General features: G+C 46.5%; 21 protein-coding genes. 8 read left to right on the top strand and 13 right to left on the bottom strand.

Annotated features, from left to right (window positions below):
• Positions 1-101: 101 nt before the first annotated feature.
• Together AC1RJL_RS18635 and AC1RJL_RS18630 are read left to right on the top strand one after the other, a co-directional pair.
• Complete coding sequence (locus tag AC1RJL_RS18635) at positions 102-431, top strand: DUF2177 family protein (protein ID WP_492916822.1); 330 nt, start codon at positions 102-104, stop codon at positions 429-431.
• A 76-nt stretch (positions 432-507) separates the two neighbouring features.
• Positions 508-768 (top strand): hypothetical protein, encoded by a 261-nt coding sequence (locus AC1RJL_RS18630; RefSeq protein ID WP_492916820.1) that lies wholly within the window; start codon positions 508-510, stop codon positions 766-768.
• 53 nt (positions 769-821) lie between these two features.
• Here AC1RJL_RS18630 and rnk read toward each other — a convergent pair whose 3' ends face one another.
• Positions 822-1,220, bottom strand: a complete 399-nt coding sequence (rnk, locus tag AC1RJL_RS18625; protein WP_492916818.1) for a nucleoside diphosphate kinase regulator — start codon at positions 1,218-1,220, stop codon at positions 822-824.
• A 304-nt stretch (positions 1,221-1,524) separates the two neighbouring features.
• Positions 1,525-2,070 (bottom strand): glycine zipper 2TM domain-containing protein, encoded by a 546-nt coding sequence (locus AC1RJL_RS18620; protein ID WP_492916816.1) that lies wholly within the window; start codon positions 2,068-2,070, stop codon positions 1,525-1,527.
• 302 nt (positions 2,071-2,372) lie between these two features.
• Between AC1RJL_RS18620 and AC1RJL_RS18615 the strand changes: the two genes are divergently transcribed.
• Complete coding sequence (locus AC1RJL_RS18615; protein ID WP_492916814.1) at positions 2,373-3,131, top strand: phytanoyl-CoA dioxygenase family protein; 759 nt, start codon at positions 2,373-2,375, stop codon at positions 3,129-3,131.
• A gap of 94 nt (positions 3,132-3,225) precedes the next feature.
• On the opposite strand, the gene AC1RJL_RS18610 is transcribed toward AC1RJL_RS18615, so the two are convergent.
• A complete protein-coding gene (locus AC1RJL_RS18610; protein ID WP_492916812.1) occupies positions 3,226-4,533 on the bottom strand; it encodes an O-acetylhomoserine aminocarboxypropyltransferase/cysteine synthase family protein in 1,308 nt (435 codons plus the stop codon).
• 327 nt (positions 4,534-4,860) lie between these two features.
• On the opposite strand from AC1RJL_RS18610, the gene AC1RJL_RS18605 reads away from it, so the two are divergent.
• From AC1RJL_RS18605 to AC1RJL_RS18595, 3 genes are all read left to right on the top strand, one after another.
• Positions 4,861-5,868: a glycoside hydrolase family 53 protein gene (locus AC1RJL_RS18605; protein WP_492916810.1), complete on the top strand. Its 1,008-nt coding sequence runs from the start codon at positions 4,861-4,863 to the stop codon at positions 5,866-5,868.
• 220 nt (positions 5,869-6,088) lie between these two features.
• On the top strand, positions 6,089-7,204 hold the full coding sequence (locus AC1RJL_RS18600) for a PQQ-dependent sugar dehydrogenase (protein WP_492916808.1): 1,116 nt from the start codon (positions 6,089-6,091) through the stop codon (positions 7,202-7,204).
• 35 nt (positions 7,205-7,239) lie between these two features.
• A complete protein-coding gene (locus AC1RJL_RS18595) occupies positions 7,240-7,818 on the top strand; it encodes a peroxiredoxin (RefSeq protein WP_492916806.1) in 579 nt (192 codons plus the stop codon).
• 61 nt (positions 7,819-7,879) lie between these two features.
• On the opposite strand, the gene AC1RJL_RS18590 is transcribed toward AC1RJL_RS18595, so the two are convergent.
• A complete protein-coding gene (locus AC1RJL_RS18590; RefSeq protein WP_492916804.1) occupies positions 7,880-8,245 on the bottom strand; it encodes a GlcG/HbpS family heme-binding protein in 366 nt (121 codons plus the stop codon).
• Positions 8,246-8,624: 379 nt separating this feature from the next.
• On the opposite strand from AC1RJL_RS18590, the gene AC1RJL_RS18585 reads away from it, so the two are divergent.
• Positions 8,625-9,074: a rhodanese-like domain-containing protein gene (locus AC1RJL_RS18585; protein WP_492916802.1), complete on the top strand. Its 450-nt coding sequence runs from the start codon at positions 8,625-8,627 to the stop codon at positions 9,072-9,074.
• A gap of 86 nt (positions 9,075-9,160) precedes the next feature.
• Here the strand turns inward: AC1RJL_RS18585 and AC1RJL_RS18580 are convergent, their stop codons facing one another.
• From AC1RJL_RS18580 to AC1RJL_RS18540, 9 genes are all read right to left on the bottom strand, one after another.
• Positions 9,161-9,334 (bottom strand): hypothetical protein, encoded by a 174-nt coding sequence (locus AC1RJL_RS18580; RefSeq protein WP_492916800.1) that lies wholly within the window; start codon positions 9,332-9,334, stop codon positions 9,161-9,163.
• Positions 9,335-9,433: 99 nt separating this feature from the next.
• Complete coding sequence (locus AC1RJL_RS18575; RefSeq protein WP_492916798.1) at positions 9,434-12,247, bottom strand: TonB-dependent receptor; 2,814 nt, start codon at positions 12,245-12,247, stop codon at positions 9,434-9,436.
• A gap of 398 nt (positions 12,248-12,645) precedes the next feature.
• Positions 12,646-13,245, bottom strand: a complete 600-nt coding sequence (locus AC1RJL_RS18570; protein WP_492916796.1) for an NAD(P)H-dependent oxidoreductase — start codon at positions 13,243-13,245, stop codon at positions 12,646-12,648.
• Between the two features lie 86 nt (positions 13,246-13,331).
• A complete protein-coding gene (locus tag AC1RJL_RS18565; protein ID WP_492916794.1) occupies positions 13,332-14,690 on the bottom strand; it encodes an LLM class flavin-dependent oxidoreductase in 1,359 nt (452 codons plus the stop codon).
• A gap of 165 nt (positions 14,691-14,855) precedes the next feature.
• Positions 14,856-17,156 (bottom strand): TonB-dependent receptor, encoded by a 2,301-nt coding sequence (locus AC1RJL_RS18560; RefSeq protein WP_492916792.1) that lies wholly within the window; start codon positions 17,154-17,156, stop codon positions 14,856-14,858.
• Positions 17,157-17,267: 111 nt separating this feature from the next.
• Positions 17,268-18,101, bottom strand: a complete 834-nt coding sequence (locus tag AC1RJL_RS18555) for a carbohydrate ABC transporter permease (RefSeq protein WP_492916790.1) — start codon at positions 18,099-18,101, stop codon at positions 17,268-17,270.
• Positions 18,101-19,000, bottom strand: a complete 900-nt coding sequence (locus tag AC1RJL_RS18550; protein WP_492916788.1) for a carbohydrate ABC transporter permease — start codon at positions 18,998-19,000, stop codon at positions 18,101-18,103. Before AC1RJL_RS18550 ends, AC1RJL_RS18555 begins: the two co-directional genes overlap by 1 nt.
• Positions 18,997-20,304: an ABC transporter substrate-binding protein gene (locus AC1RJL_RS18545; protein ID WP_492916786.1), complete on the bottom strand. Its 1,308-nt coding sequence runs from the start codon at positions 20,302-20,304 to the stop codon at positions 18,997-18,999. Before AC1RJL_RS18545 ends, AC1RJL_RS18550 begins: the two co-directional genes overlap by 4 nt.
• A complete protein-coding gene (locus AC1RJL_RS18540; RefSeq protein WP_492916784.1) occupies positions 20,304-21,575 on the bottom strand; it encodes an ABC transporter ATP-binding protein in 1,272 nt (423 codons plus the stop codon). Before AC1RJL_RS18540 ends, AC1RJL_RS18545 begins: the two co-directional genes overlap by 1 nt.
• Before the next feature lie 101 nt (positions 21,576-21,676).
• On the opposite strand from AC1RJL_RS18540, the gene AC1RJL_RS18535 reads away from it, so the two are divergent.
• Complete coding sequence (locus tag AC1RJL_RS18535; protein WP_492916782.1) at positions 21,677-22,762, top strand: LacI family DNA-binding transcriptional regulator; 1,086 nt, start codon at positions 21,677-21,679, stop codon at positions 22,760-22,762.
• The last annotated feature ends 12 nt before the right edge of the window (positions 22,763-22,774 follow it).

Here is a 22,774-nt window from a genome sequence, read left to right as displayed (position 1 = left end):
GGATAAGTCATCAGGGAAGAGAGCATTTCGTAGTGTTGCTGCTTATCCGGGTGCACTGATTGTATTTTGTGTATTGGCGTATATTTAGTCAACGAACGGTAGTGGCAAAAGATTTTTATCAAATGCAGATGGGTGACCTTATGACCATACAAGTAAAAATGATCCCTGCCGTGATTTTTTATCTTTTGTATTTGGTTGGATTAGTGGTTTTTGCGATTAGTCCTGTTCTGCGCGAACAGAGTTGGATACTTGCAGTTAGCCTTGGGTTGCTAGTGGGGCTAATTGCCTATGCAAGTTACGATTTGACTAATATGGCTACCTTCAAGGATTGGTCTATATCCCTTACATCAGTCGATATTGTATGGGGCGCTGTTGTGACTGCGGTAGCGGCAATAGCAGGTTTTTTGGCTGCACGTTTGGTAGCAAATTGAGACAGGAATTGATGCGTATTCATTTTCTGGAAGTGAATGATTTATTTGTGAGGTAAATGACTTATGGGAGTGATTAATGATGGGAGTAATTCATATGCCTAAAGCATCGGAAAAATTGAGTTTTGCCATGGCGGTAAATGGTAAAATCAATGAACTTATCGCATGGGTGATTGAAAATTCACCTAACAAAGATACACCTTTATGCGATGCAGATTTTGCCGAAGTGCGTGAAAACTTTCGCAAGGTGGCATACGGTATTAACCCACAGAAAACCGAACCTGAGCCGTCAGAAGGTGGCGCACAATATGTAAACGTCACTCCGGCACCTTGGCCATAATTCACGATTGTCCTCACTACTTCTGACTCTCTACCCCTGAATAGATAACTGGTTTAATTAACCAGGTGTTTTTCAGGTTGCACTACTGTCACTACTTTCAAGCGACGCACCTTTCCTTGTACCGGCCAATCGATTTCCCCACCAATTCTTAAGCCAATTAATGCACTTCCTACCGGTGATAAAATGGATATTTTCATTTCATCGACATTCGCATTCGCAGGATAAACCAGGCTGATTGTCTTCTCGTCGTTTGAATCCAGATCAATAAAAGTCACTACCGATTCCATAGTGACAGCATCGTTAGGGAAATCCCTGGCTTTGACAATATCCGCGCGGCTGATTTCTGTATCCAGCAGGTCGGCTGCTGGTGTGTCATTTTGTTCAATTAATTGCAATAGGCGTTGATAATCTGTCTCTAAAATAATGAGCGAATCGGCTTTAGTTCGGGACATATTGTTCTCCAAAAAATAAAAGAATACTCGACAGTCAGGATTAACTGCCGTTAATAATGAGTTGAAGTATTTAGTTGGAACGTATTTTCACGGCGATTAAGAGAGTAAAAACTTAATCGCCAAAAAGCACAAAGGCGCGTAGGCAATTGCATTGCTGCGCGAGAGGGGTTTTGAGAAAAATTGGATTGGGGTAGCTATTCATTGCCCAACCATATCATTTAGCTTGTTTGTCATGCAAGTGGCTTTAAGACGGGTGGTATTTTCCTTTACCACCCTTTACATTCCCTGCTAAATAAAAACTGCGTTATTGCGCGCGATCCGCTGGTGGCGTGGTAACTAATTGACCATTTTCCAATGGGATTTTGTTACCTGGATCATAGGACATTTTTACTTTGGACTCTTTTCCGTTTAATCGATAAGTTACGTCGTAACCGGTAATGTCTTCACGGGTTTCATAAGTCGTTTTGCAGCGTTGTTCAACGGTTGTGTAAGTGTCACCTTTCTGCAGATTATTTTGCACACGGTCACCGGCATAACCACCCGCAACAGCGCCTGCAACAGTCGCTACTTTTTTCCCGTTACCATTACCAACCTGATGGCCCAATACACCACCCAGGGTGGCACCAATCACTTTACCTGCAACGCGATTGGTGTCTTGCACCGGTTTTTGGCGAACGACAGTTTCATCGCGGCATTCTTTATGTGGGATTTTGGTTTCTTTTGTGATAGGTGATGTGCTCACAACCTCAGCATAAGTGGGTTCTTTTAAAAATTGGTAGCTCGCAATCGCACCGCCGGTAGTGGCGATACCCACTCCCAATACAGTGCCAATAATCATTGATTTGTTCATCTTTTACTCCCAGGCCACAGGCCTTGTTGCTTACGTGAAAACAGTTTAAACACGATTTTTCTTAACCATAACTTAACGTATGCAACGGATATCCCGCATTGCGGAATGCTTAACATTTTTAGAGTGATCTATAACAAAAAATGGCCAGAAAAACGGGTGTTATGACGTGAATGGTGAAAAGTAAAGAGGTTGTATATTTTTTGATTAATTAATGCTCATATCCTTGTTGAGCATTAATATCGCAGATTCACTTGCCTGTAATAATCGTGTATTTTGTCGACAAAAATTCCGGACAGGTTGTTGTGATACTAACATCTACACACATTGAAAGCTTCAGAAAAAATGGCTATTTGGTTCTGGCAGGATTTGCGCAACCGGAATATTGCACAAGTGTTGTAGAGCTCGCCAAAAATGAATTGGAACGGCAAGCCATGCCGATTGAATTTGAAGCAGATACACAATATCCCGGTGCCCCTTTATCGCGTGCAGCAGAGGGTGGTGCAACAGCAAGGCGTTTGTTGATGGCGTCTGCCCGCCATCCCATGTTGTTAAATTGGGCTATCGGAGAACCGCTCAGGGGAATCTTGCATCAATTGCTTGGGGCGGACGTATTTTTATCCCAAGCCCATCACAATTGCATTATGACCAAACAACCAGCCTACTCCAGTGTGACGGGTTGGCATCGCGACAGTCGCTATTGGAATTTCCAGCGTGCCGATTTGGTGTCGGCATGGCTGGCGTTAGGCGATGAACTGCCGGAAAATGGTTGTTTACGTGTTATGCCTGGCTCACATCAATGGGATATAGATTCTGATCAGTTGGATGCAAATCAATTCCTCCGAACTGACATTGCCAAAAATAAAAATTTACTCAAATGTGTTATCGATGTGCCTTTGCGCAAAGGTGACCTGCTATTGTTTCACAGCAATTTATTTCATGCGGCCGGGCGCAATACTACTGATAAAACTAAATTTTCGATGGTGTTTACCTATCGTTCGGGAGATAACCCACCAAAGCCCAATTCCCGTTCTGCACTGAAAGAAGAAATTCCCCTGCAATAAATTTTCCACTGTAAATTTTTTACAGTAAAAAAGCGCGTTGCTGATTACATAGCAACGCGTCTTATTTATTGCCGAAAACTATTTTAAGTGATTGTTATAGTGCAGCGAGTGCTTGTTCCAGATCTGCCAATAAATCATCAATATGCTCAATGCCAACAGATAGGCGCACCGTATCCTCGCTGATACCGGATTTAGCCAATTCTTCCGGTGATAGTTGTCGATGAGTTGTCGAGGCTGGATGTGTTGCGAGTGATTTTGCATCGCCAATATTAACGAGACGGGTAAACAGTTGCAGCGTATCCAAAAAGCGTGCACCTGCCGCGCGGCCATCATCTGCCTTTACACCGAAAGTTAATAAACCGGAGGCTTTTCCGCCCAGATATTTGCGCGCGAGTTCATGGTAAGGATTATCGGGCAATCCCGCATAGTTGACCCAATTCACTTTAGGATGTTTTTGCAAATACTGCGCGATTTTTAAGGTATTTTCATTGATACGATCAAGCCTTAGTGCCAGAGTTTCAATTCCCTGCAAAATCAAAAATGCATTGAACGGTGAAAGCGCGGCCCCGGTATTGCGCAACGGAACAACACGTGCGCGACCAATGTAAGCAGCAGGCCCCAAGGCTTCGGTATAGACCACACCGTGGTAACTCACATCTGGCTCATTCAAGCGTTTAAAGCGCGTTTTATGTTGTGCCCAGGGGAATTTTCCTGAGTCCACAATGGCGCCGCCAACGGTAGTGCCATGGCCACCGAGATATTTAGTGAGCGAGTGAACAACGATATCCGCACCGTGTTCAATCGGGCGCAATAAATACGGTGTTGCTACGGTGTTATCAACAATCAGCGGGACACCGTGACGATGCGCAATCTCGGCAACACGCGCAATGTCCGTAACATTGCCTTGCGGGTTGCCGAGTGATTCCACAAAAATCGCCTTGGTACGCTCATCAATTAAAGGTTCAAAACTGTCAGGATGTAAATGATCGGCAAAGCGTGTGGTGATTCCATATTGCGGCAGCGTGTGCGCAAATAAATTATATGTGCCGCCATAAAGCGCCGTTGAAGAAACGATATTGTCTCCAGCCTCGGCAATTGTCTGGATCGCATAAGTGACCGCAGCCTGACCTGATGCCAATGCTAGCGCAGCGATTCCACCTTCCAATGCGGCGATGCGTTTTTCCAGCACATCGTTGGTGGGATTCATAATCCGCGTATAAATATTTCCCGCCACTTTCAAATCAAATAAATCAGCGCCGTGTTGTGCACTATCGAACGCATAAGCCACAGTTTGATAAATGGGTACAGCGACTGATTTGGTTGTTGGATCGGGTGTGTAACCTGCGTGAACTGATTGCGTTTCAAATTTCCAATGGTCCCTAGAGGTGTATTGGTCAGACATGTAAAGCTCCTGTTAATTATTAAGTGGGTTATTGCCGTATTTTTATTGAAATGGTGAGTAAAGGTCGCTGGATCATAGCGACAAAAATCCGGATATAGAAATCGATTAAACGCATAAGCTTATGTCCACACATGGCCTTACTACCAATCTGACTGGCGCCTCGAACCATTGCTTTAAATTAATATTTATAATATAAATAAGGTGTGTGACGAATTTGCTGCACAAACCGTCTGTCTTGTCGCTTTCTGGTGATCCGGTGTAGTAGTTATATAGCGCCGGTGTTAATAGAGAGGTGAGAACTCTTACATAACAATAATGGTGAACATCATGAATCTATCAAAATGGGCGATATCCGCCTTTGTAGGCGCTGTTTTTGTTTTTCCCGTCATTTCCAGTAGTGCCGCTCCTATCAAGGGGGCTGATGTGAGTTGGATGTCTGAAATCGAGGCCAATGGCATCAGTTTTTATAACCGTAGCGGAGTGAAAAAAGACATTCTCGCTATCCTGAAAGAGCAGGGCATGACTGCGGTGCGCTTGCGCGTATGGGTTAATCCCGCTGACGGCTGGTATAGCGGCACACAAGATGTGGTCGCAAAAGCCAAACGCGCCAACGCGGCGGGCTTGAAGGTGATGATCGATTTCCACTACAGCGATAGCTGGGCCGATCCGGGCAAACAAACCAAACCGGCGGCCTGGAAAAATTACACCTTCCAACAGTTGATGGACGCTGTCTGGAATTCCACGATCTACACCTTACAAGCAGTGAAAGATGCCGGTGTTACTGTTGATTGGGTGCAAGTAGGTAATGAAACCAACAACGGCATGTTATGGGATGACGGTAAGGCATCGAGCAATATGAAAAATTATGCCTGGCTCACTACGACGGGTTACAACGCTGCAAAATCTGTTTATCCCAACACAAAAGTGGTGGTGCATTTGGCCAATTGCCACGATAACGCCAATTTCCGTTGGATATTCGATGGTTTGAAAGCCAACGGCGGAAAGTTCGATGTGATCGGGGCGTCTTCTTATCCTACCAACGCCACAGGTTATACCTGGCAAAACGCAAACACTGCTTGCCTGAATAATCTCAACGATATGGTGTCGCGCTATGCGGTGCCGGTAATGATTTCCGAAATTGGTGTGCCTTGGGATCATGCGCAAGCGCAAACAATTGTGAAGGATATGATCACTAAAGTCGGCCAGGTTTCCGGTAGTAAAGGTTTGGCGATTTTCTATTGGGAGCCGGCGGCGCGCCCGGGTTGGAAAGGTTATACCCTTGGTGCTATGGATAATAATGGTAAAGCAACTGCAGTGTGGGATGCATTTAAATAAAGATTGCAGGAGAAATATAAAAGCCGCGCAAGCAAAGGTTTGTGCGGTTTTTAATGATTTTAAAATCGGCACTTGCAATGACAAGTGTTTGGTTTTGTACATTATTCGTTTTAAAACGAACAGTTATTTCTTAAAAAAGAATATTTCGGTTAAAAATTCCCTATTTTAGGACGGCATAAAGATTGCTGTAACGCCGGGTATTCTCCTTCAGGAAATCGTTATGATGTTGACAATTCTAAAACGTATTAAGTGCTTGCTAATATTTCTTTCGCTGTTCGCATTCAATAGTCACGCAGCCCTTCCGATTGAATCCATAAAGTTACCTCCCGGTTTTGAGATCAGTATATTTGCCGAAGGCGTAACCAATGCGCGCTCGCTGGTATTAGGCGATGCGCAAACATTGTTTGTGAGTACGCGCAATGAAGGGAAGGTATTTGCGATCAAACATGATGGAACCAAAGCGCTTAAAGTCATCACGCTTGCGTCGGGTTTGAATCGTCCTAATGGGGTGGCTTTCCGTAAAGGAGCTTTATACGTTGCCGAGGTCAATCGCATTTTGCGCTACGACAATATTGAAGCGCAGTTAGAAAATCCACCGAAACCCGTAGTAGTAACCTCGCAGTATCCAAGTGATGGTGCTCATGGCTGGAAATTTATTCGCTTTGGTCCCGACGGCTTGTTGTACGTTCCTATCGGAGCGCCTTGTAATATTTGTGAGCCTAGTGATCCTTACGCAAGCATTACTCGCATCAACGTTGATAAACCTGAATCAAAGCCGGAAATTTTTGCACGCGGTATTCGCAATACGGTTGGGTTTGATTGGCATCCTCAAACGGGCGAATTGTGGTTTACCGAAAACGGTCGCGATCATTTGGGTGATGACATACCGCCAGAGGAATTGAATCGCGCACCGAAAGCAGGCTTGCATTTTGGTTATCCCTATTGTCACGGTGGTGATATTACCGACCCTGAGTTTGGTAGCAAGCGCCAGTGCAAAGAATTTACACCTCCAGAAGTAAAATTCCAAGCGCACTCAGCTGCGTTGGGCATGCGTTTTTATACCGGCGCTGCTTTTCCTGCTGAATACCGCAACCAAATTTTTGTCGCGCAACACGGCTCATGGAATCGCAGTAAAAAAGTAGGTTACAAACTCGCGACCGTAAATACCGCTGTTAAAGGCGGAAAGCCGGAGTACAAGGTATTTGCTGAAGGTTGGTTGAATGCCGATGACAGTGTGTGGGGTAGGCCGGTGGATTTGCTGCAATTACCTGATGGCTCTCTGTTAGTATCAGATGATTATGCCAATGTTATTTATCGTATTACTTACAAAAAATAATGTGTATAAATGTCCAATATGACCAAGGAAATTATATGAAAGCGTTAGTAGTAGGAACTTTCTTTTCCAGCCTGTTTGCATTACCTGCCATAGCCCAATTAAATGTTGGCGAAGCAGCATTGCAATTTAATACCCAGGCTTCATTGGGCGGCAAGGCCTTTGATTATTCGCTAAAGGAATCTCTAAAAAAGGGACCGGTAGTGGTGTATTTTTACCCTACGGCTTTTGGTGGCGGCTGCAGTATACAGGCACGTGCTTTTGCTGTGGATCATGAAAAATTTACCAAAGCGGGCGCAAGTATAGTCGGTGTGTCTCTGGATGATATTGGCCGCTTGAATGAGTTTTCGGCAGACCCTGAGTTTTGCGCCAGTAAGTTCCCTGTTGCGTCGGATACCGACGGAAAAATTGCCAATAGCTATGGATTAAAAGTCAACGATGCAACCAAAGGAAGAAAGGACATTCGTGGTGTTACGGTAAATCATGGTTCTATTGATCGAACTACTTTTATTATTGGGCAGGATGGAAAAGTGGCAGCAACGATTGGCGGTTTAAGACCTGCTGAAAATGTTGCCCAATCATTAATTGAAATCCAAAAACTAACCCATAACCACTGATTGCTGCTGTCTCATTAGTGGTGAGTTGGAGTAATTATCCAACTCACCAGAGATTATATATTTACTTGGTTTTCAAAATCGCCAAACCAGCTTCCGCAATCTGACCATCTTGCTGTGAAGCTGCACCGCTTATACCAATTGCACCGATAATTTTATTATCCACGATAATCGGTATCCCGCCTTCAATAACTAATGCATCAGGTAAGCTCAGCAAAACAGTGCGTCCACCAATAGCCGCATCTTCCAGTAACTTGGTGGGGCGCTTGAAGTTATTCGCTGTACGAGCTTTGCCTATAGACACATCTACACTTGCCAGTTGGGTGCCATCCAGTTTTTCCAGATAGGTTAGGGTTTGTGCAAATGCGCCTATTGAAATGGAAGCTGCCACTCCCACCAGAATTGTCAATAGTGTTTTTCTAATGTGCATGTTATCTCCTGAATTGTTAATGATTTTCTGCTTAAGATGATTTTTCTGTAACTTGGATGTGGATCAATGAAAATCTATGGTCAATGATAATTAATGAAAGTGTTAAGGCAATTGGTATGCGAGTGCTGTTTGAGTGATGAATGAGTGATTAGGTGTTTATAAATCACCAATAGGGAGTTGCGGTTGTTTATTTATCGTTATTGGATGATTGGATTGGAGCATCGTTATTAAGGTTTTATTCTTATTTTGGTTGATATTTATGCGATTGGCTGATTGGTATGGGCGTTGCAATAATGTTGATACAGCCAACAGATGTGCTGTTAAGAATTCAATTTTGTTAAGCAAAAATCACTTAATCAGGTATCAAGGTAACTTTACTATGAAAAAAATATTTGTCGCACTTTCGTTTATTGCTTTTGTTTTGGTCCCGACTGTATTTGCACAAACCAATGCTGCTAACAAGCCTGCCGTTAAATACAAAACACCTGAATTAACCGTTGCCCAAATCGATCAATGGCTGGCTAAGCCCGATCAGGTTTTGGTACTTGATATTCGTCGTCCCGATGAGCTGATTACCTTCGGGAGTTTTCCGGTTTATTTGAACATTCAGTATGTCGATTTGGAAAAAAACCTGGCTTACATCCCTAAAGACCGCAGCATTATTACCGTATCTAACCACGCCGGTCGCGCTTTTGCCGCAGGTGATTTGTTAACCAGCAAAGGTTACAAAGTGATTGGTGCTGCCGGTTCAGAAAATTATGAGCAGCAAGGCGGTAAAGCGGTTACCAAGATTCAGAAGCCAGCACCAAAGCCAACTGCAGCAAATTAATGAAGTAGATTTCGTTCTGGCTAATTAATCGGTAGTCCGCTAACAAGGTCTTATGTTGTTGCTGCCAATGTTCAAGGGATTGTTCTTTACCAGACAGTCTCTGCTCGATAAAAGCTAGCGACAAGGATTGGGTCGCGGCTTTTATTACCTGATTCTGCGTGTTTAATCCGGGCGATGACGACCGGTAAAAATATTGTCAGTCCTGCCATGAACATCGCGAGTAATTTATAGTCGCTGCCGGTGGCGTTGAATAATTCCAATCTATCTTCCTGCGTCGAGTAAAATCCTGACGCGATACGCAGTTGCTGATACTGATCATTTTAATTGATCAGTATCAGCAATTTTTTACTAGCGTGATATTAGAAGTGACTGCTAAATACCACACCCACCCAGCGGCGATGCAGGAATGGTTGATAACTGGTCCAACCAACTTCATGGGGGCTTTCATCAAAAATATTTTTTACGATCAGACTTAAATCATATTCATTATTTTTGCTGGTCAAACCGATAGAAAAATCGGTGATGACATAGGAGGGCAAATCACCGTATTTTGAATAGGTATCACCAATATTATACGTGCTGATATAGGCTGCATTGAGGCTGGAGCGAACGTTTGCCCAATTTAATGGATAGGTATATTCAGCACCGGCATTCACTGTCCATTCGGAGGCACCGGGAATTGTTTGGCCGGAACGATCTATATAGGGATCGGGCAAATAGGCAAGTTCATCCGGCTTGGGTACATTTTTAAAATCCACGTAATGTGCATCGTTATAGGCGCCGCTGATACGCAGGGTTAAATTTTCTATGCCATTGTAATTTGCATCAAACTCCACGCCTTGTGTACGAATTTCCGGAACATTACCTTGTGCGGTCACGTAAACAACAGCGGCATTTTTTTCGGCGTCAGTGGCTGTTGCGGGTAAATCACCAATCGCAACCTCAGTTGCAAATTCATCAACGAGGCGTACGGATTGTTGATAGTTGGTGAGATCTGCCACGTAAATATCCGCATTGAATGTCAGTGTTTCATCAAATAAAAAAGTTTTTACTCCAATTTCAAATGCGTTGGTTTTTTCCGGTTTTACTCCAGTTGGAACGCCATTGATATTAAATGCGGTCCCCGATTTTTCACCGTGTTGCCAGGTAACATAACCGGTTACTTGATCGTTGAACTTATAATTTTGGCTTATATTCGCTGTGTATAACGTATCATCGTAATAACTGATGACATTGCGATATACTTGGCCAAGTTGTGTAGCCCGTATACCTTTTGCAGCGCCCACTTGTGCTTTTTGTGCTGCGCTGAGGCTGTTATAAGCTTCACCGGGAATTGCAGTAATGGTTGCACCGTAATATTTATTGGCAACTTTATCCGCTACCCCAAGCTGTTCCGGAGTGTTGTTATTTACACTACTAGTAGTGCCATCTGGATTTTTGATTTGTTTGCCGAGAGTACCGTTGTTGGTGGACGCAAAGCCACCCAGATTAAGACCGCGTACTACATCGGGATTAAGCAAGCCACCGGAACCATTACTCGCCAGTGGAACATCATCTTCGGTGGAACGATCTTCTGTACCCACGCGTAAACCCGCTGAAAATGTTGCGGCTTCGTTCCAGTGCCAATCGGCTTGCCCGAATACAGCATTACTTTTTGCAGTAACCCAGGTGTTGCCATCTTTAAATAAATCATTGAGTGAATCTTTCAATAACGCGAGACCTGCGCCACGATTAATACCGGCATTGCGCTCAAGCAAATTATATTGTGCGTTAGTGGCAAACCAGGCACCGGCATCGCTACCCCAACCGGTGCGGCTATCAATTTCTGTTTCTGATTCATATAAAAAAATACCGGCTTTGTAATCAAGCTCTCCACCTTTTATCGAACTGATGGAAAATTCCTGGCTGTATTGTTTGAACTGGATTCCGCCACCACCGTGTTTGCTGATATCAAACGGCGTTCCTTCATCGTTATGTGCATTAAAATAAAAAAAGCGATAGCCAGTCAGTGATTTGACAATGTGATCAGCCACTTCCCAGTCAATATCTGCAGAGCTACCACCGGTCGAATTGTATTGCCCCTGGAATTCATTAAACGCCACGCGACCACCGGTACCTTCTTCCACCAGATAATCACCGTAGTAACTGTAATTTGCATTGCCGGTTTCGGGGCTGGGGCGTTCGGCAAACCAACTGCGTGCACCGGTCCACGTGCCTGCATTGTTAGTAAAGCCATAAAGTTTTGCGCGCGCTGTGGTGCCGTTGGGGTCTGTCAGAGTTCCATTGTCATAATGCTCCGGTTGATCGTGGCGGAACGTTAAACCATTTTCCAATTGGTTGCCTTTAGGCTGGCGGTCATAGCTAAGGCGAATGTTCAAATCATCGGATGGCGTAAATAAAAGTTGCACGCGACCGGCAGCGCGATCTTTATTATAGAAAGTGCGGTTATCATCAAAACCATATTGGTTGCGATAGTAGCCCTGGCCTTTACTCACTAATAATGCGCCGCGCCATGCAATTAAATCGTCAACCAGCGGTCCGCCGGTAGCAACGCGCGCAACCATATTGTCCGATTGCCCGAAGCCGATGGAAAAATCCGTGCTGGGCGTAAATGAAGGGCGACGTGTTGTGAAAGAAACTTGCCCGGCGCTGCCGCCTTTTCCACCTTGTGTACCTGTTGGTCCGCGAAAAGCCTCTACAGCTTCGATATCATAAAATTCAAAATTGCCCAGCGAAATAAGTCCAAAACTAATTCCATCGAGTGATACCAACACACTCGGGTCTTGTACCTCTGCTGAACCGCGCTTGCCGATGCCGCGAATGGATAATGTTGCACTGCGCGTGTTTGCCTGGTTAAAACTCACATTAGCAAGGCGTTTGGTAATTGCGTTGTAATCTGCTGCTAATTCGCGTTCCAATTCTTTGCCGGTGACAACTGATACAGAAACCGGTTCATTGTGCACACGTTGCAGATTTTTTGCATCGCGAATTGCTGTCAGTGTAACTTCACCCACTGCTGTGGGTTCAGTTTCAATTAGTTCATCCACTTGATCAGCTTGTAGGCTCGTATCGCTATGATTAGCATCATTTTCCGTTGTGGCTGATTGCGCAAAACTATGCGGCGTGGCACAAACCAGACTTGTTAATGCCAATACAAGTAGATTCGGTTTCAATTTTTTTCGCTTTAGAAGTAATGGTCTCATCGGTTGCTCCAGATAAATAATGAGCCATGCCTTTTGCAATTACCGAACCAGCTAAAAGGTATTTTATGCGTGCTTTATTTCAAGCAGTTAACAAGATAAGTATTTTTGGGTGGCGCTTAAATTAAAAAAATATGTTGGTGATATAGCATGAATGTTTGTAAATCAAAAATACAAAAAATACTTTATTGATTTTCAACAGTAATGTTTAAACGAAGATTTAATTATTCTTTACAGGGCCTGTAGGAATAGCCACAGAAGTGTTGAAAATTGAAAGATTGTTAGAGATGTTCGCAATATCCTCAATCACGAGGTGTGAGCAACTGTGCGACCGATTAGATATAGTTCCTTCACGTGCTACGAGCTAATTCTCAAATTTGTGAGATGGTGGATGGTTGGGTGACAGATCTGCTTGAGGCACAGATCAGATTTTTGCTGATGAGCAGCGATTCAACCACGGCATCTTTTATCCGTGCAATAGTTGTGTCTTTGGTAAGAACATAGTGAATGAAGTCATTGGTTTCGCTATAAATGCCAGTAGGGACTACAAACGCTCCAAGACTGCTAAATAATGGCCGTAAGTGGCTCTCCATTACCAGGGCATGATGGGCGCTGGCGCCATTGGCGGCGATGATCACCGTTTTATGTTCAAGGCCTTTGCGTTTTATCAAATCAAAAAAGTGCTTGAATAAACCAGGATAAGCTGCGTTATAAATAGGCGACGCAATTACCAAAATATCGGCATTTTCTACTAATTCCAATAATGACAGCGCTTTACTGGATAATTGTTCGCGCGTAAGTGCTGCGCCAAATTGATTCGCAACTGGTGCAAAGTCGATCAGGGTTTTCTGCGCGTTCGCCGCTGCAGGATTTTCTTTTATCACTGCATCGAATCCCTTTAAGATTGCCTCTACCAGTGCGAGAGTGCGCGATGGTGTGCTTAGGCCACCGGAAAAGCCAACTATATGCATAACATAATTCCAAATAATCGAACCCCGCTGTTAATGAGGTTCGATCAAATAGTTAACAAGGAAATTATCTACCAGTAGCTGAGAGATTATTCGTAACGACTGGTTGGTCGAATCAAACCAAGGCGATCGCGCAGCGTTGACCCTTCATATTCGGTTCTAAACAGTCCGCGTTTTTGTAACTCCGGCACTACCAAATCGGCAAAATCGTTCAGACCACTTGGCAACATAGGCGAGAGCACATTAAAGCCATCGGCGGCACCTTGTTCAAACCATTCCTGCATGACATCGGCAACAGTTTCGGCAGTGCCAATCACTACGTTGTGACCGCGGCCACCCGCAATACGGGTGTAAAGCTGGCGAATGGTGAGGTTGCCATCTTTTGCTAAACTGGTGAGCAGTGCTTGACGGCTGCGCTGGCCGGTTTCGGTGAGGGGCAATTCGGGTAGCGGTTCGTCGAGTGGATAACCGCTTAAATCGAAATTGCCGATCATGCGGCCGAGTAATGCCAAACCGGCTTCGGGGTCGATGAGTTGTTGCAACTGTTCGAATTTTTCTTGCGCTTCCCGTTCGGTCTTACCAACAACGACATAAATACCGGGCATAATTTTTATTGAATCAGGATCGCGTCCGAATTGCGCCGCGCGGTTTTTAATATCGCGATAAAAATCCTGCGCGGGTGCGAGCGCCGGATGTGCGGTAAAGACTACATCCGCAGTGCGCGCAGCGAGTGTGCGACCAGCTTCAGATGAACCTGCTTGTACAATTACCGGACGGCCTTGTACAGGACGTGCAACATTGAGTGGGCCACTGACAGAAAAATGTTTACCGGTGTGATTTAACACATGCAGTTTTTGCGGATCATAATACTGGCCGGTGGTTTTGTTGCGAATAAAGGCATCGTCATCCCAGCTATCCCACAAACCACTGACAACTTCAAAAAATTCTTCCGCGCGCTCGTAACGCTCTGCGTGAGCAAAATGTTCGGCGCGGCCAAAATTGGTAGCTTCGGCAGCGGCATCGGAGGTAACCAGATTCCAACCTACGCGGCCATTACTTAAATAATCGAGCGACGCAAATTTGCGGGCGATGTGGTAGGGCTCATTAAAGCTGGTGGTTTGTGTACAAATCAAACCTATATGTTCTGTCACGGCAGAGAGCGCTGCCATAAGCGTGAGTGGTTCAAAATAATCAGCGCGTGCAACTTTGTCGGCGCCTTTACCCAGGGTAACGGCAACGTTATCGGCAACAAATACTGCATCAAATAAAGCGCGTTCTGCTGTTTGGGCGAGATGTTTGTAATGCGCGAAATTCAGGCCGCTATCCGCCGGTACATCAGGGTGACGCCATGCGCCGACGTGATGGCCAGTGGGAATTAAAAATGCACCCAATTTAATCTGGCGCGGTGTGGCTTGTTCTGCGGTTGTTGACGTGATTGAAGAGGTCATAGCAATCCCGATTGGTTAAGAAGATTATTTGTAAAATAGTTATTCACAAAAAACCTTGTAGTGATGGATGCCCCGTGGCTTTATCCGCAAGCGGAGTGAAAACAGAATTTACCTCGCGATGAATTCTGTTTTCTTGCTTAAAGTCAATTGTTAGACATTGGTTGTTTAAAAATCCCAGCGCGCATTTACGCCGAAGTAACGCTCGTCATCGCGCGGTACTGCGCGGTAGAGGCCACCGTTAGCTTGTTGCAAGAAGGATGCGTAAGATTCGTCGGCAAGGTTTTTACCGAGCAATGCAACACGCCAGCCTTTATCCGGATCAGACAATGCAATACTTGCGTTCCAGATGCCGTAGGAATCCTGGATGGTATCCGGCGTTTGGCTCAGGTCGTATTGCACTTCACTTTGCCAGTTGTAATCGGTGCCCAAATCAATAATCAAACCGTTGCCAAGTTCGATGGCGTAATTGGCTTGCACACTGCCTTTTACATCCGGCGAGAAAGGCAGCGGTTTGCCATTTACATTGGCTGCTGCGATTTGTGCCGGTGTTAAACCTGACGGGATTTTGAATTCATCAATGCGCGCATCGATTTTGGCGATTGCACCGGACAACGTAAATTGCGGAGTGACTTTGGCTTCAAAGTCAATTTCCACACCTTTTGATGAAACTTCACCGGCGTTGATTAAACGAGTAACTACTGTGCCTGCTACTAGATCGCGAAAGTTAGCCTGGTAGTTGTCATATTTGGTATCAAATACTGCTGCATTAAAACGCAGGCGATTATCAAACAAGGTCGATTTCAAACCCAATTCAAATGAATCGGATGTCTCGGGTGCGAGTGGCAAATGATCACCATTTACAGCCGCTGCGTTGAAGAACACGTTGTACGCGGGGCCTTTGTAACCTTGTGAATAAGTGAAGTAAGTGAGAATGTCTTCGGTTAAATCAAATTCAACACCGGCACGACCGGATACTTCATCTTCACTGGTACTGCCTGAACCTGATTCACTCGGGCGAATTCCAGGTTGGGATACCGTGGAGGTGGAAACGCGTATGTGATTAAATTCGATATCGTCATTGGTCCAACGCAAACCGATGAGGCTGCGGAAGCGATTAGTGAAATTAAATGTGGTTTCACCAAATACCGAGTAGCTGGTGGTATCGACATTGTAATCCGCTACGCCGGTGTGCGGTGCACCGGTAACAGTGATGATATCGCGGCGATAACGTTGATCATCCTCCGTGGTCAGGTAATACAAGCCGGCAACGTATTCAACAAAATTTCCTTTCGACGATGCCAAACGTAATTCTTGTGAAAGCTGTGTGAAGTCCACATCGCCGCGGTCGTGTGATTGCGCTTGTACATTTGGAATTACCGCAGGCAAACGATCACCGTCCTGAATTTGGGTATTTTCCCAGGTGCGATACGCCGTGATGGAAGTCAATGTGTGCTCGCCAAAATTCCAATCCAGTTGTGCAGACAAGCCCTGGTTTTCATCTTCCACATGGGTTTTCAAATTGTGATTAATGGTGCGATTTTCTTCACTGGCAACAACAGGCGAGCCACCGGCAACAATGGCAGGATTGGTTGGGGTCACTACACCGGTTGGATAAGCTGCGGTGCTATTGCGATAGAGCACACCGACCGGAATAGTGTCATCGGATTTGAGATGATCAGCAGCCAGTGTTATTTGTAAATCATTGGTAGGGGTTAATACCAGTTTTCCGCGAACGCCTTTTTTACTGTAACCATTGATTTTATCGCCGTTGAAAACGTTAGTGACGTTGCCATCATAATCACCCCACAACACGGCTAATGAGCCGCGCGCATTATCATTTAATGAACCGGAAATGCCGGCGCTGATACGTTTTTCATCGCCGCCGCCAAAATAAGACGTGTCGATAAAACCGGTGGTATCGGTAGTGGGTTCTTTGGTCACAATATTGAGCACACCGGCGGATGCATTTTTACCGAAGAGTGTACCTTGTGGTCCGCGCAATACTTCAATGCGTTCGATATTGAATAAATCCAACGTCGCTTGACCTGCGCGCGCATACACCACGCCGTCGATAACGGTAGATACAGTTGGTTCAACACCGGGTGATGTGGAAATAGTGCCGACGCCGCGCACAAACAGCGATGCATCTTTATTCGATGCATTGGTGCGGAAGTTTAATGTGGGTACAACGGCAGCGATGGTGGCGACACTATTGCGATTGGTTTTCGCCAGCTCATCACCTTTTAATACTGATACTGCAACCGGTACGGCTTGCAGTGATTCAGCGCGACGGGTTGCAGTCACTGTCACTGTTTCCAGTTTGGTGTTATCGACAACAGTGCTGGATGAGTTGCCGGTTTGTGCAAATGCGATGCCCGGAAGTGTTGCGGCAATCGCAGTAGCCAGTGCTAAAGGGCGCAAGCGGAAATGAATAGTTCTTTGCGATGAAAAGTTGCGATGACTCATGATATCTCCCAAAGCGTTAACGCTCTTGCTAACGCATAACTAGTGGTGAATGCAAAACTGATCGCCATGGTGTGGCCGTTATATTTCCTGTATAGCGAGGCTTTAGTGTGGTTAGCCTTTCATACCGCCAGCGGTGAGATTGCCGACCAGCCGTTGCTGGGAGAAAGCAATCAACACCACCAGGGGCACAATGCCCACGATCAGTGCTGCTGAAATAAGTGGCCAGGGAAAAGTAAATTCGCCCTGGTAGAACAAAATTCCCACAGGTAGGGTTCGGTTTTCAGGCGCGGCGTTAAGTACCAGCGCGAACAAAAATTCATCCCAGGCATTCACAAAGGCCAGGGTGCCGGCGGTAATCACACCGGGTAAGGAAAGCGGGAGCACAATGCGCCAAAGCGCGCCGAGGCGACTGCAGCCGTCGAGCATGGCGGCCTGTTCAAGGCTTTCGGGCAAGCTTTTGAAAAACGCCACCAACACTAAAATGCACACTGGCAAACTCAATACTGCGTTGGGCAAAATCAATGCGAGCCAGGTATTTAATAAGCCGAGTGCGCGCATCATTTCAAAGAGCGGTACTTGTAATGTTGCGGGCGGGCACATGGCGAGTGCGATCAATCCCATTAACAATAATCCCGCTTTGGGTAAAGCGAGACGTGCAAACGCATAAGCAGCACCGATGGAAATAACAAGTGCTAACAATGCCGATAACAACGCAATCGCCAAACTGTTGCCGAGAAATAACAACAAGGGTTGTTGACTAAACGCTTGTTGATAATTTGCCAGTGATGCCTGTTCCGGTAGCCAGGTGATTGGTGTTGCCGCCAGTTCTACTTCGGTTTTTAGCGAGGTGAGAAAAATCCAGATCACTGGAAATAATCCGTTGACCAGTACAATCGCTAATATCAACCACAGCAACAAATGTGAAGAGAATTTTCTTGTGTTCATCACACGCTCCTCCGCAAATGTTTCAGGTAGGGCAGGCTGATAATCAGCGACATTAAAAACAGCAGCACAGCTAATGATGAGCCGTAACCGACATCCAGATATTCCATGCTCACGGTATTCACCAGCATCGCCAATGTCTGCGTTGCCTGACCGGGACCGCCTTGTGTCATTGCATAAGGAATATCAAACGTTTGTACAGCGCTCAGGGTGCGGAAAATCAGTGCAACCACAATGGCCGGCATCAACAACGGCAGAGTGATATGGCAGAAGCGCTGCCAGCGACTCGCACCTTCCAGATCTGCCGCTTCATATAAACTCTGTGGAATAGTTTGCAAGCCGGGTAATAAAATCAGCGCTACAAATGATGAGGTTTTCCAGGTGACAGCAACGACGACGGTAAAAAATGCCCAGCCTGGTGAAAGCAAAAATGCAACAGGCTGGTAACCAAAGCGACGTAACAGATCATTCACCACACCGTAATCGCTGTGAAAGAACCACGCGAAAATCATTCCGGTAAAACTCATCGGCAATACCCAGGGCAAGAGCAGGGCCAAACGAATTGGCCAGCGCCAGCGAAAATTAATATTGCCGGCGAGTGCCAACAACAATCCCAACACCAGGGCGCCGGGAACCGTAATTAATGTAATCGCGAGAGTGACGAGTATTGCGAGGCGCACATCGCGGTCTTCCAATGCGTAGAGATAATTTTCCAAACCGATAAATAATCCCGGTGCTTGATCGGTGAGACGCAGGGCAAAAAAGCTATCATGAAAAATTCGCCCTAATGGATAAGCCACCAGTGAGAGCAATAAAATAACAGCCGGTGTCACCAGCGCCAGCCCGAGCCAGCGATCACTGCAGCTTAATGAAGTTAAATTGACGAGGCGTGTACTGATCATGGCTGTACAACCCCCGTTGTAGTTGAGGATGTAGGTGCGCTACGCAGAATGCGGGTAAGGCGGCGTTCAATATCGCTCACACCTTCAGTCACGCTCATTGAGCCTCCTAATACGGCAGAGGTTGCCGAGCGAACCGCATTGGAAACTTCTGCATAACGCGGAGTTACCGGGCGCGATTTAGCAGTGAGCAAAACCGGTTCGGCAAACGGCAGCCAAGGGATTTGTGCGTTCAATGCTTCATCGCGATAAAGTGCGGTGCGCGTCGGCAATAAGCCGCCTTTTAATGCGAGATAGGTAGAGACTTCTGTTGATGCCAAATAACGCACCAGTGCAGCCGCTTCTGCCTTGTGACGGGAAAAGGCTGACACTGCCCATTGGTAACCACCGATACAACTCACGTGTTCGCCGCCGGTAATTTTCGGCAAGCGAATAACGCCGATATTGTTGTGCACACGCGAATCGGCATCGCGTTGAAATCTGTCCCAGGCAAAGCCCCAGTTGATGGCAAAAATAGCTTTGCCGGCTTTGAAATCATTTAAAGTATCGCCGGTTTTAATTTCAGCTACGGTTTTTTTGATAACACCTTGTGCGATCAGATCGCGCCACAATTGCAACCCGTTGGTGGCATGGACGCGGTTGAAACTCAGATGACCGTTGTGATCAATCACATCAGAGCCCTGGCTCCAATAAGGCAACAGGAATGTGCAGACTGCGCCTTCGATGGGTGCACCCTGGATCGATAAACCTTGCAGGTTTGCATCATTTTTTGCGGCGAGGATTGTGCGCGCTGCGCTGGCTAACGCTTCCCATGTTTCAGGGGGATTAATGCCATGTTGCTCAAGTAAATCCTTGCGGTAATACATAAACATGGCATCGCTATAAGCGGGCAGGGCGACGAGTCGATTGCCAAACCAATTGGCTTCACGATACACCGGCAAATATTCAGTAAATAATTGTTCGGCGTCATTGCCCAAATAATTATTCAACGGTTCAGTCCAACCGGCTGCTGCAAATTGCGCAGGGCTGGTGATATCCAGAATAAACACGTCATAAGTGGAATCTTTAGCGTTGAGCAAAGTAGTTAAATATTTGCGCTGCAATTCAGCCGTTGCACTGCCCACACTGATTTGGATGTGTACACCGGGACTTTTTGCCTGGTAATCATCCAGCAGTTTGCGCAATAAATCCGGGCGCGTGGTATTTCCGCCGGCAAACAAACGCAATTCGATAGGCGCATCGGCAGCACTTGCTAGCCAACTCGCAGTTAGCAGCACGAACGCGAGTAATGACAGCAGCCGCTTCATCAGGCCTGTGCCTCTGCGGAAGTTGCAGTGCTGAAAAGTTGCAGCGCTAAATTCACGCGCGTTTGCGGATCAAACCAATGCAAGCGTTGATTATCCACAGCGATAGATAACGTAGTTGCAGTTGCCAAATTGCGATCTGCCGCCCAGCGCCCGGTCACCTGTTGGCCGTGCACAGTCAAGGTCACAATAGTTTCTGCACCGAGTGGCTCAATCAATAAGATGCAGGCTGTAGTTGTTTCTGTTTGGCTTTGCGCGCGCAATATAGCTTCCGGGCGCAAACCGACAACAATGTTATCGCCTTGATATGCGGAAAATTCTGCAGGTAATGGCAGAAATAAATCGCCCAGATAAACGCCGCGACTTTCTGTATGAGAACCCGCGTGAATGCACAAGGGCAGCGTCAATAAATTCATTTCCGGCGAGCCGATAAAACTGGCGACGAAGGTCGTAGCCGGTTGGTTGTAAATTTCATCGGGCGTGCCGTACTGCTCGACTTTGCCATTCGACATAACCGCAATGCGATCTGCCAGGGTCATGGCTTCAATTTGATCGTGCGTTACATAGAGTGTGGTGATACCAAATTGCTGATGCAATTTTTTAATTTCCACGCGCATTTCGTTGCGCAGTTTTACATCCAGGTTGGAGAGGGGTTCATCAAACAAAAACAAACGCGCATGGCGGGCGAGGGCGCGGCCAATAGCGACGCGCTGGCGTTGGCCGCCGGAAAGTGCCGCCGGTTTGCGTGGTAAAAATTCGGTGATTTGTAATTGCGCTGCAACTTCGCTGACACGGCGCTCGATCTCATCTTTTGCCGCACCGCGCACACGCAAGCCGAAGGCAATATTTTCAAATACGGTTTTGTGTGGGTAGAGCGCGTAATCCTGGAACACCATGGCGATATCGCGCTGGCTCGGTGGCAGGTCATTAACCGCTTGATCGCCGATAAGGATTTCACCTTCGCTCACGCTTTCAAGCCCGGCCACCATCCGCAGTAATGTAGATTTGCCGCAGCCGGACGGACCAACCAGTACTACAAATTCTCCGGCATTGACTTCCAGATCCACACCCGCCAGAGTCTGGCGCTCGTTGTCATAACGCTTGCCTAACGCGCGCAGCGAGAGCGGAAAGCGTTCTCCATTGCTGCTCAAGGCAGTTTTAAGTGTGGCCGCATTGGACGTGCTTACTGCCTCATTTTCAGAACGGGCGGATTCAACTACCGCATCCGGGCGATAGAACAAGCTGAAGCTGGAAATGATGTTGGAAATACTCATGCGCAATACTTTTATTGTTACCGGTAACATTTGCGCAATATAATGAATGGCACTTAAGTTTCAAAAGAATACTTGGTTATCCTTATATACGATAAAAGCATATGTCAGATTCCACCGAATTCCCCATTGGGCTCTCTAATGAGCTTCCCAAAGAAACACCTGCCCGCAAACGCCGCAGTAACGCGGGTCGCACTACTATTCGCCAGGTCGCCAACCATGTTGGTGTTTCGGCAATTACCATTTCTCGCTACTTCAAACAGCCGGATTCAGTTTCAGAGGAACTGCGTGCGCAGATTGCCGCTGCCGTTGCCGAGCTGGGCTATGTCCCCAATCTGGTCGCTGGTGGTCTGGCCTCGGCCAGCTCGCGCATAGTGGGGATGGTGATTCCCAATATTTCCGGTCCCATCTTCGCCAATACCATCCAGAGCGTTAGCGACATCCTCAACCGGAATGGCTATCAGCTAATGCTGGCATCGAGTTATTTCTCGCCGGAGCAGGAAGAGAATGCAGTGCGCAGTTTTTTGGGCTGGTCGCCCGCCGCATTGGTACTGACAAGCTATTTCCATACTGAAGCGACGGAAAAGATGATCGCGCAAGCGGGGATTCCAGTAGTGGAAACCTGGGATTTGCAAACAGAACGTGCACCGATTCAAGTAGGGTTTTTGCATGAAGATGTAGGTCGCATGGCCGCGCGCTATCTCCTCGACAAAGGCTACCAACGCATCGCCTTCGTCACCAACAGCATTGTCGGCGACTTCAGCGCATTGGAGCGTCGCGACGGCTATGCCGAAATAATGCAACAACACAAGCGCGAAAGTCGCGCCTACACGCCCAACGCGCAAGCACCTCTTGAGGCGGGCGAAGAAGCATTTAAAGCATTAATGAATGGCGATAATCCCGCCGATGCCATCATCTTCGCCAACGACAACCTCGCCTGCGGCGCATTACTCGCCGCCCAACGCGCCGGAATAACAATTCCCACCCAATGCGCTATCGTCGGCTTTGGTGATTACGCTATCGCTGATAAACTCTACCCAAGCCTCACCACCATTCGTCCACCTGCAACTGAAATAGGTGAGGTCGCCGCGCGCAAGATTCTGGAGTTAGTCGGTGCTTTGCCCGAGCCGGAAAATTCGCCTGAGCATTTTCATTTGCAGTGTGAGTTGATTGAGCGGGAGAGTAGTTGATAAGTCTTGGAG

This window comes from Cellvibrio sp. GW822-FHT04B05 (assembly GCF_058800985.1).
Note: the sequence above shows the minus strand (reverse complement) of the source record. Positions and strands in the feature narration are given on the sequence as shown.